The sequence below is a fragment of the Achromobacter sp. GbtcB20 genome (assembly GCF_019091095.1).
Classification (GTDB): domain Bacteria; phylum Pseudomonadota; class Gammaproteobacteria; order Burkholderiales; family Burkholderiaceae_B; genus Achromobacter; species Achromobacter mucicolens.
The window spans coordinates 50,328-64,027 of record NZ_JAGXJZ010000003.1; the positions used below are offsets into that span (position 1 = coordinate 50,328).

General features: G+C 67.4%; 12 protein-coding genes. 11 read left to right on the top strand and 1 reads right to left on the bottom strand.

Annotation, left to right across the window (positions count from 1 at the left end; genetic code table 11):
• The first annotated feature begins 205 nt into the window (after positions 1-205).
• From KVT32_RS05495 to KVT32_RS05540, 10 genes are all read left to right on the top strand, one after another.
• Positions 206-1,117, top strand: coding sequence for a TcpQ domain-containing protein (locus tag KVT32_RS05495; RefSeq protein WP_152383913.1), 912 nt, complete (start codon positions 206-208; stop codon positions 1,115-1,117).
• Positions 1,114-2,739 (top strand): hypothetical protein, encoded by a 1,626-nt coding sequence (locus tag KVT32_RS05500; protein ID WP_254636776.1) that lies wholly within the window; start codon positions 1,114-1,116, stop codon positions 2,737-2,739. Before KVT32_RS05495 ends, KVT32_RS05500 begins: the two co-directional genes overlap by 4 nt.
• A gap of 2 nt (positions 2,740-2,741) precedes the next feature.
• A complete protein-coding gene (locus KVT32_RS05505; protein ID WP_371825568.1) occupies positions 2,742-4,079 on the top strand; it encodes a hypothetical protein in 1,338 nt (445 codons plus the stop codon).
• 34 nt (positions 4,080-4,113) lie between these two features.
• Positions 4,114-4,557, top strand: coding sequence for a hypothetical protein (locus KVT32_RS05510; protein WP_227741198.1), 444 nt, complete (start codon positions 4,114-4,116; stop codon positions 4,555-4,557).
• On the top strand, positions 4,557-6,329 hold the full coding sequence (locus tag KVT32_RS05515; RefSeq protein WP_254636777.1) for an ATPase, T2SS/T4P/T4SS family: 1,773 nt from the start codon (positions 4,557-4,559) through the stop codon (positions 6,327-6,329). Before KVT32_RS05510 ends, KVT32_RS05515 begins: the two co-directional genes overlap by 1 nt.
• Positions 6,322-7,458: a general secretion pathway protein gene (locus tag KVT32_RS05520; protein ID WP_193725271.1), complete on the top strand. Its 1,137-nt coding sequence runs from the start codon at positions 6,322-6,324 to the stop codon at positions 7,456-7,458. The genes KVT32_RS05515 and KVT32_RS05520 overlap by 8 nt, the downstream gene beginning before the upstream one ends.
• A gap of 61 nt (positions 7,459-7,519) precedes the next feature.
• Positions 7,520-8,137: a type 4 pilus major pilin gene (locus KVT32_RS05525; protein ID WP_062842040.1), complete on the top strand. Its 618-nt coding sequence runs from the start codon at positions 7,520-7,522 to the stop codon at positions 8,135-8,137.
• Complete coding sequence (locus tag KVT32_RS05530) at positions 8,134-9,213, top strand: type II secretion system protein J (RefSeq protein WP_254636778.1); 1,080 nt, start codon at positions 8,134-8,136, stop codon at positions 9,211-9,213. Before KVT32_RS05525 ends, KVT32_RS05530 begins: the two co-directional genes overlap by 4 nt.
• An 80-nt stretch (positions 9,214-9,293) precedes the next feature.
• Positions 9,294-11,918: an alanine--tRNA ligase gene (gene alaS, locus KVT32_RS05535; RefSeq protein WP_056315663.1), complete on the top strand. Its 2,625-nt coding sequence runs from the start codon at positions 9,294-9,296 to the stop codon at positions 11,916-11,918.
• Positions 11,918-12,187 (top strand): sulfurtransferase TusA family protein, encoded by a 270-nt coding sequence (locus tag KVT32_RS05540; RefSeq protein WP_056315665.1) that lies wholly within the window; start codon positions 11,918-11,920, stop codon positions 12,185-12,187. The genes alaS and KVT32_RS05540 overlap by 1 nt, the downstream gene beginning before the upstream one ends.
• Before the next feature lie 70 nt (positions 12,188-12,257).
• On the opposite strand, the gene KVT32_RS05545 is transcribed toward KVT32_RS05540, so the two are convergent.
• Positions 12,258-12,839, bottom strand: coding sequence for a hypothetical protein (locus tag KVT32_RS05545; protein WP_217617804.1), 582 nt, complete (start codon positions 12,837-12,839; stop codon positions 12,258-12,260).
• A gap of 500 nt (positions 12,840-13,339) precedes the next feature.
• Here KVT32_RS05545 and rpsP point away from each other — a divergent pair, with 500 nt between their 5' ends.
• Positions 13,340-13,600, top strand: a complete 261-nt coding sequence (gene rpsP, locus KVT32_RS05550) for a 30S ribosomal protein S16 (RefSeq protein ID WP_008165084.1) — start codon at positions 13,340-13,342, stop codon at positions 13,598-13,600.
• Positions 13,601-13,700: the final 100 nt, after the last annotated feature.

Below are 13,700 nucleotides of genomic sequence, written 5' to 3' on the forward strand. Positions count from 1 at the left end.
TCCGTGCGGCAAGCAAAGCCGCACGCCACGCGCAGCAAGCAAAGCCCGGTCTTCGGACCGGGTTTTTTTGCGCCTGAATTCGTAGCTCCATCAGTGGGGATGATTCCATCCCTACGTACATGCCAGTCTGGCGGCGCCTTCCGCGCTCGGCCACCATGCCGCTCATGCGTGTCGCTTCCGATGCGCCCTTTGTTCGCGGTGAGGCATGGTACGAATCCTTTTTCTGGCGGCCGGGCTGTCTTGCCTTGGCGCATGCTCGTGGTCGGGCCCCGGTCCGGCGGGCGGATCTTCCTGGCAGTCCGGCATCCCGTCTTCTCAGGGGTTCCGCTTCGATTGGCAACTGTCCGGCGATCCCGCCGTTGCACCGCTGCAGGTCTTCGACGACGGCCGCGAGACCTGGTTGCAGTTCTTGCCGGGACAACCGTTGCCGGCCATCTTCGGCATGGGCGACGGTGGCGAGCACCCCTTGCCGTACGTACGGCGCGACCCCTACGTCGTGGTTGCTGGCGCATGGAATGGGCTTTCCTTTCGCGGCGGCAGGTTGACCGCGCGGGCGCGGCGCGCGCATGCCGCGGCCAACCCGGCGCGCGAACCGGCATCCGCCGCCCGCCTGGCGCTGCCCACGGCGGCAGGACCCGATCCATCGCAGCGTCCGCCGCAAGATGCCAGCGCGGCCATCACGCTTTCGGCTGACACGCCCGCGCGATCGGACGGCCACGCGCCGGCCGGCCCGCAGATGCTGAATACCCAAGCCGCCGGCATCGCACCGCCGACCGCGCACGAGGCCGGGAACGCCGGCGCGCTGGTGGCCCCGCAAGCCGCCCCGTTCCGCGCGGCGCCGCCCGACGCCACGCTGCGCGCCGTCCTTGCGCGCTGGGCCGACTCGGCCGGCTGGACGTTCCAACCGCAGCATTGGGCGGTTGACGTCGACATTCCGTTGGCTGCCACGGCCGAATTTCCCGGTGACTTCAAGACCGCCGTGCGCGGCCTGCTTGGCGCAACCGAACTGGCGGACCGGCCCCTGCAACCTTGTTTCTACGGCAACCGTGTTCTGCGTGTGGTGCCGCTTGCGCAATCGTGCTCACGCGCGGCCACGCCCAAAGGAGCCGCGGCATGAACCTCAGCCTGTTTGTCTGCACCGCTCGTTTGCGCAAATGCAGGGCTCTCGCGTGCGTGTCGCTCTCGTGCGTCCTCGCCGGATGCTCGGTATCTGAACGGGTCACCGACATGCGACGCGCGGCCAGCGCCCAGCATGCGGATGCCGCTTCCCGACACGCGGCCTATGCCGACGGCTTGACCGATCGTCAGGCGCGCATCGCCGCACAGGAAGTCGCCACGCCCTGGCTTGCGGGCAAGCCGCAACCGCTTGCGCGCGAGGTCGTGCTGCCGCCTGCATTGCGCGAGAACGTGAAAACCACGCTCATGCTGGCTGACGACGCGGACCTGCCCACGCTGGCACAGCGTCTGACCGCCGCTACCGGCATCGCGGTGCGCGTGCGTCCGGAAGCGCTGCTGGCCCGAGACCATTTCCTGCCGCGTCTGGCCGTCAGCGGCTCAGTAGCCGTGGCCGCGCCCGCGCGCATTGAAGTGCGAGCGGATCCGCAACCGCTCGCCGATCTGCTCGATGCGCTGGCCGCACGCTTCTCGGTGCACTGGCGTTACGAACACAACGCGCTCGAGTTCTACCGCACCGAAACGCGTGTCTTCGTCCTGCGCGCGCTGACGTTGGCCAGCAAGGTCGACGTGCGGCTCGGCCGGTCCGGCAGCGCGGAAGGCGAGGGATTCGAAAGCACATCCAACACCACGCTCTCCGCGGGCGAGCACAACGCGCTGGCCATCCTGCGCGCAAACATCCTGCCATTCCTCACGCGATCCGGCGTGATCGCAGACCCCGTGGAAGGCGCGGCCGCGCTGGTGGTTACCGATACGCCCGACGCGCTGGACCGGGTCGCGCGCTACCTCGAGCGCGAGAACAAGGCGCTGACACGCCGCGTCCGCCTCCTTTTCGAGGAGATCACCCTCATTGCCAACTCCGAGGCCGCCGGCGGCATGGACTGGAACGCGCTGTATGCGGCCGCGGGCGCAACGGCACGACTGGCCATGCCGGGCGTGCCCATCACCGGCGCGGGCCTGCTTCAGGCCGCATCGGCCCAAGGGCCATTCCAGGGCTCGCAGGCCATCGTCTCCGCGCTCAGCACGATGGGGGCGGTCGTGCGGCATAGCAAGATCCCGGTTCTCACCTTGAACCGCCGGCCGGTCTCGCACGCCGTGCGAACCACGTTCTCGTACATCGATCGCGTGCAGAGCACGGCAATGCCCGGCATGACGTCCAACGGCGCAAATGGGTCGCTGCCTGCGGTGTCCATCAGCCAAAAGGAAGAAACCGTCGGTTCATTCCTCACGCTGGTGCCGGACATCCAGGAAGACGGGCAGATCCTGCTCTCGATCGCATATGACAACGCAGTCGCGCAGCCCTTGAAGACGATCACGTTCGGTGAAAACGCCAATCAGGTTCAGGTGCAGCAGATCACCATCGATGGCAGTGGCACGGTGCAGCAGATCGAACTGCGCCCAGGGCAACCCATGATCGTGGCCGGCTTTGACCGCAAGCAGGATCAGCATGATCGCCAACGGCTCGCGCCCGGCTTGCCGCTCGTGGCCGGCGGTCTGGACAGCGCGGCCACCGAACGCCATACCACACTCATCCTGGTGACAGCCCAGGTCGAGGAAGGGTATTGATCGTGAACCGGGCCCCTCAATTTCTGCTGATCGAATGCCCCGGTGCGGATCGCATGCTGGCGTTCGGCCTGCGCTGGTTTGCGCTTATCGGCTCCAATGTCCCCAAGCTCGCCCGATCCCGCGGGCGCCGCCTGCGCGCCACGCACTACGTCGTGGGCGGATCGCCGGCGATGGTCGCGGGGTATGGGCGGGGGCGTCCGGGCCGGCGGGCGGCGCGGCCCTGGCGCCGCGCGCGGTTACCGGGCGCCACGCCGCTGCAATCGGCCGCGCAGTTGTTCGCCCTGCTGTATCCCGAGGGCGGCCATAGTCTGGTTCGCCTGCCGGATGGACGCCATTGGCTGGTTGCCGCACATGGCGGCGCAGTCCTGTCGCAGACGGACAGGGTGTTCGATTCGCTGGACGATGCACAGTCGGAACAGCGCGCGCTGCTCGCGCAGCGTCCGTCGCTGACGGAACATTCGCCGGATCGGGTGTGGGCGGCATTGGCGCAGATGGTGGAGTCTGGCGCCGCGCTGACGGTGCTGCCTTCGCGTTGGGCCGAACTGCCTGCCGCGCTGCGTCTATTTCTTGCCTGCATCGGTCTTGCCGCCATCGCGCCATCTTTGTGGAACGCGAGCGTCGCCCCGTTCGCGCGCAAACCGGCGGCCCCATCCGCGCCAGCCGCGGTTCGAGACCCGATGGCCGACGCGTACGAGGCGATGCTGCAAGGCACGACGGTCCATCCCGCCACGGACCTCACGCGCCTGCTCGCCAGCGTGGCGGCGTTGCCTGTGCAGGTGCAGGGCTGGGCGCTGCGCCGCGCCCAATGCGAGGCCGCCGCGCAGCAATGGGACTGCGCGGCTGTATATGCCAGGGCTCACCCGCTTGCCACCAATCACGGGCTGCACGCGCTGCTGCCCGCCGGCTGGCAGGTGTCGTTCAAGCCGCTCGAGGAAGCCACGCTGGCCTGGCGCGTGGCGTCGGCGCCCATCCGTGTGGCCGACCTGGCGTTGCCCACGTCGATGCACGTGGACACGCGGGTGGCAGGGGGGCTGCAAGGGCTGCGTCCCGCATTCGCTTCCGTTGCGCTGTCGCCGGCCGTGCCGCTGATGCCGCGGTTGCCTGCCGCGGCGCGTGCCGTTGCGTCGCCCGGCAGCGCTGACGGTTGGGGAACGCCGCTTGTTCGCAGGCGCAGCCTGGTCTTGCATGGCCCGTTGCGCTCCATGGCGTTGCTGCCGGGGCCAGTGCCCGCTGCCCGCTGGTCGCGCCTTGTGGTGAATGTGCAGCCGCAACCGCGGCCCAGCCTCGTCGCGAGTGCGCTTGTCGCTGAATTGCAGGGGGATCTTTATGAACAGGAATAAGTTTTGCATCCAGCGCAGACGCGCAACCGGGCGCATGCTGGCCCGCATTGCATTGAGCGCCGCGGCGGTGTCGGCAGGCCAAGCCCGGGCCGCGGATCACGCGCAGACGCCCCAACCCTGGCCGGAGGTCGAGACTGTCCGCACCTTGTTGCGGGCGGATGCCGCGGCCGCATTGGCGGACTGCCGGGTACCGGGCCTTTGCGGAGTGGGCGAAGGGAAGAGCGCCTCGGCGCCATCCGTTGCGCACGGCGCAGACGACATCCGCGTGACCGCGATATTCGGCACGGCGCGCGCCTTGAGCGTAGACATCGTCGTCAACGGGACCTTGCTGCGCTACCGGGCCGGCCGCGCCGATCCCGTGGCAGGCGGCGCGCTGATGGCGCCGTATCGCCTGCTGGCCGTCGACGGCGCCTGCGTGCGTTTGCAGCGCGACGGTCGCGAGCGCTCGGCGTGCCTGGACGCAGCAAGGGGCCAGTGATGACGATGCACACCTTGCCCGCTTCGGCATTGCCCGCTTGCCCGCCCGAACTGCATACGCCTGAAGACGTTGCTGGCATGGAGCCGGCCTTCGTGCGCGCGCTGAGCCGCCAGTTCGATCTAGCGGCGCTGGCCGGCCGCCTCTGCCCGGTGTTGCTTGAAGGCGGCCAGGCTGCGATCTTCGCCGTCAAGGAATACACCGTTGGCGACCCGATCGATGAGGTCGAACGGATGGTGAAAGCAGCGGGTTACCGCATGGCGCGGCCCGCGCGCTACGCCGTTCCCGCGCCGCTTCTGCTGATGATCGCGCGAGGCCAGTACACGGCGGCAGGACCGGGGCGCCTGGCAAAGGCCAACCCGGCCGAACGCGCCTCGGCGCTGGCTGCGTTGTTCCTTGACATCATCCGCTGGGGCGTGGTGCAAGGCGCCAGCGACGTGCATATCAACGTGGACCAGCGGCGCGACGGCGGCGACATCCGCTACACCATCCACGGCGAGTATGTCGGCGCCGAGCGGTTCGTGGGTCTTTCCAGCGCCACGCTCCTCGAGGTCCTGGCCGTGGCGTGGATGGACGTGCGCGGCGGCAACGGCGCGGTGTTCGATCCGGCGCTCGAGCAACAGGGGCGCATTTCGCTGACCGTGGACGCCGCGCCCATCGTGTTGCGCTGGGCCTCGCTGGCCGCGGACGCGGGGCCTTCGGTGTGCCTGCGGATCCTGCGGCTGGACGCGACCGTCAACGGCGACCTGCTGGCCTTGGGTTACCTGCCCGCGCAGGCCGAAACGTTGCTGCGGGCGCGCGAGCGCGAGGGCGGCGCCATCGTGCTGGCGGGTGTGGTCGGCTCGGGCAAGTCCACCACCATCGCCGCGCTGATGAGAGGCATCTCGCCAACACGCAAGGTCATCACGCTTGAAGATCCCGTGGAATACCACATCGGCAACGCGCTTCAGAACACGTTGAGCGGCGCGCTGGCGGACGCGGCGTGGCCCACGCTGGACGCCAAGCTCAAGACCATCAAGCGCTCGGCCATGAACGACCTATTGATCGGCGAGGTCCGCGATATCCAGACGGGCCGTGCCTTCATGGACCTCGCCAGTTCGGGGGTGAGCCTGTACGCCACCACACACGCCGGGTCGGCCGCGATGATTCCCGAGCGCCTGGCCTCCGACGCCATCGGTGTGTCGCGAGAGTTTCTGGCTTCGCCCGGCATCCTGAAACTGCTCATCTACCAGACCCTGCTGCCACGCCTGTGTCCCGGCTGCGCGCTACCGGTGGACAGCCTGTGGTCGGGCGTCCCGGCTCGGCAGGCGCAAGGTTGGGACTGGCGCGGCTGGGTGCGCGCGATGCAAGGCACCTATGACCTGGACGCGGCGTCGCTCAAGGTCAGGAACGAAGCAGGCTGCCCCGCGTGCCGGCGCGACCACATGCCGGAACTGAACGGCACGGCGGGACGCAGTGTCGCGGCCGAAATGATCGAGCCGGATCGCGTGCGGGGCTTTCTTGAGCAAGTGCGGCGGCGCGACAACCACGGCTTGAAGCAGCAGTTCCAGCCCGCAATAGGCGGTGCCTGGCGCGATGCCGCCTTGCGCGGCGCGCGGGCGCTGGATTGCGCCTTGTACCGGACGAGCCTCGGAGAAATCGATCCGCGCACGCTGTTGCGCCGCTTCGAACTGCCCGTCTTGCCGACGCTGGGTTCGGTGTCGGCCGTTTCAGTGCTGGCCGCAGCGCCTGCGCCGACCCGCGCGGCCGTGTCCCAGGGAGTCCGTCATGGCTGACGTCATAGCGCGCGCATCGCGTTGGCCTGCGTCGTCGGCCGGCCAGCACCGGCTGCGGCTGGATGCGCTGCGATTTCGCGCGCAGCGTGCGGACTATTACGAATACCTGGCCGATGTCGTCGAAGGCACGCAAGGGCGCAAGAGCCTGCGCGACATCTTCGAGGACGACGCCAGCCGCTACGGACCCGACACCGTGCGCGGGCGCCTCTGCCAACATTGGGCCGCCGCTTATCTGGGCGCAGGCGGCGACCTGGGCGTTGCGTGGTCGGACACGCTGCCGCACGGCGAATGCCTGTTGCTCAGTTGCGTGCAGGAGGAAGGCGGCGATCTGGCCGCTGCACTGCGCGATCTGGCGCGCGCCGTCAGGTTGGCGTCAGAGGCCTGGTCGGCATTGCTGTCGGCGGCGGCCACGGGCGTGATCGCGGCCATCGTCGCTTTCGCATTGCTGTGCGCCATACCGTTTTTCAGCGTGCCTAGGCTGCAGCAGGTTTTCCAGGCCGTGCCCGCCGAAGACTATGCGCCGCTCACGCGTGGCCTGTTCGCGCTGGCGGGCGGCTTGAAGCAGTGGCTTGCGCTGTGGGTGGTCCTGATATTCGGCGCGGTCATGCTGGCGCTCTGGTCGCTCGCCAACTTCACGGGCGATCTCCGCGCCGTGCTCGACCGCTGGCTGCTGTGGCGGCTGTATCGCGATTTCCAGGCGATCCGCTTTCTATCGCTGCTGGCCGTGCTCATCAGACAGCACGGCGCAGCCGACACGCGTTTGCGCCACGCGCTGTCCGTGCAGGCGCGCGACGCCTCGCCGTGGCTGCTGGCGCACCTGCAGGCCATGCTGAGCCGGATCGACGGCGGCGCCAGCGGCGCGGAAATCTTCGGCACCGGTCTGCTGGATGCCCAGACCTGGTGGTACATGGCGGACCTGATGGATGCGCTGGGCGTCGAGCCGGGTCTGGCCCGCGTGCGCCAGCGCGTGGAGGTCCGCCTGCTGGCCCGAGTGCGGCGGCAGGCGCTGGTGCTGCGCTGGTCATTGCTGATTGCCTCGTTGTCCACGGTGCTGGGCATCACGCTGTGGCACTACGCGGTGATCGACGAGCTGCGCTTGGCGTTGACCAATTTCTATGCCAGCCAGTAGTGGATCGCCGGTTGGCGGCAACGGCGCGGCTCGCCGCGCGCTTTTATCAAAGAGGATCTTCATGAAAAGAGTCAGAGTGTTTCGATGCGCCCCGTGGAAGCAGCAGGGGTTTTCGTTGATGGAGGTGTCCATCGTCACGGCGATCGTCCTGCTCATCGCGATCGTCGGCATCCCGGCCATTGGCGGCTACGTCATTGAAAACAAGGTGCCGAAGGTAGGCGAAGAACTGCAGCGCTTCGTCGCCAGCATGAAAATCAACGCGCAGGGCGGCGGCGTGACGCCCTACACCGGACTGGATACCGGCGCGTTGGCCAACGCGCTGCGCGACTCCACCGTGCTGTCGGTGCAGGGGACGGGTGCGGCGGCAAGCGTGGCCCACGGCCTGGGAGGCAGCGGCACCAGCGGCAGCGGCGTGGTCCAGGTTGAACCGGCGTCCGTTGACGGGGCGGGCATGGGGTCCGCGTTCACGCTGACGCTCACCAACGTCAGCCATGCCGCCTGCCCGGCGCTGGCGTCCGTCCTGCAGCGGGTCTCCGAAATCATTTCCATCAGCGGCAGCAGCGGCGCCAAGGTCGTCAAGGACTCGATCGCCACTCCCGCCACGCCGTACCGCGCCGCACAGGCGCAGGCGCAATGCAGCCAGGGCGACGTGAACACTTTCGTTTTCACTGCAAGATGAGCGCGCCTCGCTGCGCCCCAGGCGAGCCGGCATGGCGCCTGCAGCCGCCCGCCGGCCGGCGGCGGCAGGGGGGCTTTTCGCTCATCGGCATGGCGCTGGCGCTGGCCATCACCACCGCCGTCGCCATCTGGGCCTCCAACGAAGTTGTTCACCGCATCGAAGCGTCCGCGGCCCAGTCCACGGGCGTCTGGATGACGCAGATCCGCCTGGCAGTGACGCAGATGCTGTCGCGGCATGCCGAGGCCCTGTCCGAAGGCAAGCCGCCTCTGGATGGCGAAGGCCAGCCGCTGTTCGCGCAGGCCCTGCAACCCAGCCTGGCGGAATTGCGCGCCCAGGGGCTGTTGCCCGCCGACTTTCCCAATCAGTCGGCGCTGGGTTTCGGCGCGGACATCCACATCGCTCGCAGCCAGACCTGCCCGGGCGATCCCTGCCGGTTGGACGGCATCGTCTACGCCGACAGGCCCCTGCTGAAAAAAGGGTCGCAAGTGCCGGACGAAGTCGCCATGGCATCCGTCGTTGCATCCACGGACGGCTACGGCGGGGCGGTGTGGCCGCAGGCGCCAGCCCAACTGCGCGGCGCCGCGTATGGGTTTCCCAATCCCCTGGCCGCCGGCGCGCCCACGCATGCGCCGGGCACGCTTGCCCTGTGGGCGGGCGCTGGCGCCGGGCTGCCCGACCTGAGCGGCTACGTGAAAATGCGCGACACGCGCGATCCAGACCTGCAAGGCGGGCTGACAGTCGCTGGCAGCGTGGAGACGGGCGGATACGTCAACGTGGGCGCCCGGGAAGTCCCGGGCCACGCCTGCGGGGCGCAGCCCGGCGCCCTTGCCAAATCCGCCGCCGGGCAGCTGCTTTCCTGCGAATCGGGGGTCTGGATGCAGGCCAGCGGCGGGTTTGGGGGCGCCTTCAGCGTGAATTACCCGCTAGGCTGCTTCCATTACACGGGCATCTCCACGGCCAACCCTCGCACCGGCCAATGCGCATGCCCGACGGGCTATGAGAGCGTCGTCGTGTCCTCGGGCGGGGTCTGGAAGGGAACCGAAGGCTGGACCATCGGTTACGTCTGTGTCCGGTAACCGCCGTCCAGCCCATTCCGCGCGTATTCCCGCCAACCCTCTATAATTGGCGATTCGCCCTAAATTCTGCTTCATCCACGATGAAATCCTCCGAGATTCGCCAGCAGTTCCTGCAATTCTTCAAGTCCAAGGGACACACCATTGTTCCCTCGTCGTCGCTCGTCCCGGGCAACGATCCGACCCTGCTCTTCACCAATTCGGGCATGGTCCAGTTCAAGGACGTCTTCACGGGCAAGGAATCGCGGTCGTACACGCGAGCCACCTCGTCGCAGCGCAGCGTGCGCGCCGGGGGCAAGCACAACGACCTGGAGAACGTGGGCTACACCGCCCGCCACCATACGTTCTTCGAAATGCTGGGCAATTTCAGCTTTGGGGACTACTTCAAGCGCGACGCCATCCAGTACGCCTGGGAGCTCTTGACGCAGGTCTACAAGCTGCCGGCGGAAAAGCTCTGGGTCACCGTCTACCAGGAAGACGACGAGGCCTACGACATCTGGGCCAAGGAAGTGGGCGTGCCGACCGAGCGCATCATCCGCATCGGCGACAACAAGGGCGCGCGCTATGCGTCCGACAACTTCTGGCAGATGGCGGACACCGGCCCCTGCGGTCCTTGCTCCGAAATCTTCTTTGACCACGGTCCCGAGATCTGGGGCGGCCCCCCGGGCTCCCCCGAAGAAGACGGCGATCGCTACATCGAAATCTGGAACCTGGTGTTCATGCAGTTCGAACGCGACGCCGCCGGCAACATGCCGCGCCTGCCGCGTCCCTGTGTCGACACCGGCATGGGCCTGGAACGCATCGCCGCCGTGTTGCAGGGCGTGCATTCCAACTACGAAATCGATCTCTTCCAGCACCTGATCGCCGCCGCCGCGCGCGAAACCGGCATCAAGGACCTGGAAGACAACTCGCTCAAGGTCATCGCCGACCACATCCGCGCCTGCTCGTTCCTCATCGTCGACGGCGTGATTCCCAGCAACGAAGGCCGCGGCTACGTGCTGCGCCGCATCGTGCGCCGCGCGCTGCGTCACGGCTACAAGCTGGGCCAGACCAAGCCGTTCTTCCATCGCCTGGTGCCGGATCTCGTTGCCGAAATGGGCGAGGCCTATCCGGAACTGGCAGCCGCCGCCGAGCGCGTGGCCCAGGTCCTCAAGCAGGAAGAAGAGCGCTTCGGCGAAACCCTCGAACACGGCATGCGCATCCTCGACACCGCCCTGGCCAATGTGCCCAAGGGCGGCGTGCTGGACGGCACCACGCTGTTCACGCTTTACGACACCTATGGCTTCCCCGTCGACCTCACGGCCGACATCTGCCGCGAACGTGAAGTCGAAGTCGACATGGCCGGCTTCGAGGTCGCCATGGAGCGTCAGCGCGACCAGGCCCGTGCCGCCGGCAAGTTCAAGATGGCCGAAGGCCTCAGCTACGAAGGCGCCGAAACGCGTTTCGAAGGCTACGAAAAGCTTGAACTGGACAACGTCAAGGTCACGGCCTTGTACGTGGATGGCACCCAAGTCCAGGAAGTCAAAGCCGGCCAGAGCGCCGTCGTCGTGCTGGACGCCACCCCGTTCTATGCGGAGTCGGGCGGCCAGGTGGGCGACACCGGCCTCTTGGAAGCCGACGGCGTGCGCTTTGCCGTTGCCGACACCCTCAAGATCCAGTCCGGTGTGTTCGGCCATCACGGCACGCTGGAATCCGGCTCGCTGGCCGTCGGCGACACGCTGCTGGCTCGCGTGGATGCCATCCGCCGCGCCCGCACGGTGCGTAACCACTCGGCCACCCACCTCATGCACAAGGCCTTGCGCCAGGTGCTGGGCGCGCACGTGCAGCAGCGCGGCTCGCTGGTGGATCCCGACAAGACCCGTTTCGACTTCGCGCAGGACGCGCCGCTGACGGCCGAGCAGATTGCCCGCGTCGAAGCCATCGTCAATGCCGAAGTCCTGGCCAACCAGCCCACGGTCGCGCAGGTCATGGGCTATGACGATGCAGTCAAGGGCGGCGCCATGGCGCTGTTCGGCGAAAAGTACGGCGACACCGTGCGTGTGCTCGACATCGGCTTTTCGCGTGAACTCTGCGGCGGCACGCACGTCAGCCGCACCGGCGACATCGGTCTCTTCAAGATCGTTTCCGAAGGCGGCGTGGCCGCCGGCGTGCGCCGCATTGAAGCCATCACCGGCGACAACGCGCTCGCCTGGGTGCAGAATCAGAACGCCTTGCTGACCCAGGTCGCCGGCATGCTGCGCAGCACGCCCGCCGACCTGCCTGCGCGCATTGCGCAGGTGCAGGACCAGGTCAAGGCGCTCGAAAAGGAACTTGAGCAGTCGCGCAACAAGCTTGCGGCCAGCGCCGGCAACGACCTGGCCTCCAGCGCCGCCGTCGACGTCAAGGGCATCAAGGTGTTGGCGGCCAGCATTGGCGACGTCGATCCCAAGGCGCTGCGCGGCATGGTCGACAACCTGAAGGATCGTCTGAAGCCGGCTGTCGTGCTGCTGGCCACTGGCTCGGCCGACGGCAAGATCAGCGTGGTGGGCGGTGTCACGGCCGACCTGACCGACCGCATCAAGGCGGGCGATCTGGTGGGCTTCGTGGCCGGCCAGGTGGGCGGCAAGGGTGGTGGCCGTCCCGACATGGCCATGGGCGGCGGCACGGATATCGCCGCGCTGCCCGCGGCGATCGCCGGTGTGCAGAAGTGGGTGGACGAGCGCCTCTGATGAGCGACGTCGATTCCCGTCTCGATGCCGGCGCTGAGGCGCCGGTGTTCGACCAAGAAGTCGATGCAAGCGGCCTGACCTGTCCGTTGCCCATCCTGCGCGCCAAGAAGGCCCTTGCGCAGATGGAAAGCGGGCAGGTGGTGCGCGTGATCACCACCGACCGCAACGCCATCCGCGATTTCCAGGCATTTTCTCGTCAGACGGGCAATGCGCTGGTCGCGCAGCAGGAAGCCGACGGGCGGTGCGTGCATTTCCTGCGCCGGCGCTGACCCGCACTGAATCGCGCTATCAACAAAGGCCCGCTCCCGCAGCGGGCCTTGTTCATCCTGGCGGCGTCGGCTAGCGGTGGATGGCCGCTGCGACCGCCTGGGTGATCGTGAAGTCCACCAGGTCACCTTCCTTCAGTTGCTGGAGTTTCTCGCGCAGCGCCGGGTCCCTGACCTGGATGGTGCGGCGGCCGCCCTGAGGACCTTTCAGGATGACCAGATTCGCGCTTCGATTGATGTGCCAGATCTCGGCCGTGATCGTGGTCTGTCGGCCGATGGCGCCGCCTGGCATCGCGCCCTTGGCGGTACGAGCCGCCGCGGTCTCGGTCACGACTTCGGGCGCGCCGGAGCCCGCCGGGCGCAGGTCCACCGCGATCGACTCGTAGTAGTCCAGCGTCAGGGTGTCGCCCGGCTTGATCTGCTTGAAATTGCGGATATCCGGTCCGGCAACGATCTCCACGGTGTTGCCATCGGCGCCGCGCAAGGTGAGGGTCCGGCTTGCCTGATCCACGGCGGTCACCTGGCCGGATGCCGTCGTCAGCGCCGCACCCATCACCCGTGCGGACGCGCCCGTTGGCAGCGCAAGGGATCCCGCCAGCAATCCAGCGACAGCCAGGCGCGCGACGGGGGCGAAGACGGATTTTTGGTTCTTCATGATGTGCACACTCCAGTTCAAGGACGTCAGTGGGGGAAAGCGCAGTCAGGCGCAGGCGCAGGCGCAGCCGCTCCGATCGGGGGGGGGCGGGCGCTGAGGGGGGCAGGAAGGCAGGGGAAGGCTGTCGTTGCGGGGAGGCCGGCAAGGGCAGGGCGTAGAGTTTTGCGCGGGTCGACATGAATCCGATCTCTCCAATCAGATTGCTCTTCAGACGCACCAACTGCTCAAACGCATGACAACGAGACAGGCTGCAGGCACGGGCCGGGGGCGGCATGACCGGGTGGACACAGCCCTCCGGCGCAACGCCGGACGCAACCACCGCGCGGCGCGCCTGCAGATAGAGCCGCAGCAGGGCTGGGCTCATGCTTGTAGAATACCCGGATGTGGTGTTTTAGGATACAAATCGCGCCACACCGCAGATTTCGGCACTCGCATTTGCCAGCAGGCTCCTTTCAGTGCTAGAATTTCCCGTTTTTCACAACTAATTCAAGGGATTACCTATGGTGGTGATTCGCCTGGCCCGCGGTGGGTCCAAGAAGCGTCCGTTCTACAACCTGGTGGCCACCGATTCGCGTAACCGTCGCGACGGCCGCTTTATCGAACGCGTGGGTTTTTACAACCCCGTGGCTAGCGAAGGCACGGAAAACCTGCGCATTGCGCTGGATCGCGTGCAGTACTGGACCGGCACCGGCGCGCAACTGTCGCCCGCCGTCGAGCGTCTGGTCAAGGAATACTCGGCCAAGGTTTCCGCCGCGGCCTAATTGCCCGCGTCGCACATCCTTAGCTGAAATTCTTTAGCTGAATTCTGAGCGGCTAGTTTTTCCACGCTGAAAGCCCTGCGCTTGCAAGCTGACATTCCTA

Excerpts from the sequence above, each read along its gene's own strand:
- alaS (WP_056315663.1), top strand. The coding sequence starts at position 9,294 with ATGAAATCCTCCGAGATTCGCCAGCAGTTCCTGCAATTCTTCAAGTCC.
- KVT32_RS05510 (WP_227741198.1), top strand. The coding sequence starts at position 4,114 with ATGCTGGCCCGCATTGCATTGAGCGCCGCGGCGGTGTCGGCAGGCCAA.
- KVT32_RS05520 (WP_193725271.1), top strand. The coding sequence starts at position 6,322 with ATGGCTGACGTCATAGCGCGCGCATCGCGTTGGCCTGCGTCGTCGGCC.
- rpsP (WP_008165084.1), top strand. The coding sequence starts at position 13,340 with ATGGTGGTGATTCGCCTGGCCCGCGGTGGGTCCAAGAAGCGTCCGTTC.
- KVT32_RS05525 (WP_062842040.1), top strand. The coding sequence starts at position 7,520 with ATGAAAAGAGTCAGAGTGTTTCGATGCGCCCCGTGGAAGCAGCAGGGG.
- KVT32_RS05530 (WP_254636778.1), top strand. The coding sequence starts at position 8,134 with ATGAGCGCGCCTCGCTGCGCCCCAGGCGAGCCGGCATGGCGCCTGCAG.
- KVT32_RS05495 (WP_152383913.1), top strand. The coding sequence starts at position 206 with ATGGTACGAATCCTTTTTCTGGCGGCCGGGCTGTCTTGCCTTGGCGCA.
- KVT32_RS05545 (WP_217617804.1), bottom strand. The coding sequence starts at position 12,839 with ATGAAGAACCAAAAATCCGTCTTCGCCCCCGTCGCGCGCCTGGCTGTC.
- KVT32_RS05500 (WP_254636776.1), top strand. The coding sequence starts at position 1,114 with ATGAACCTCAGCCTGTTTGTCTGCACCGCTCGTTTGCGCAAATGCAGG.
- KVT32_RS05540 (WP_056315665.1), top strand. The coding sequence starts at position 11,918 with ATGAGCGACGTCGATTCCCGTCTCGATGCCGGCGCTGAGGCGCCGGTG.
- KVT32_RS05515 (WP_254636777.1), top strand. The coding sequence starts at position 4,557 with ATGACGATGCACACCTTGCCCGCTTCGGCATTGCCCGCTTGCCCGCCC.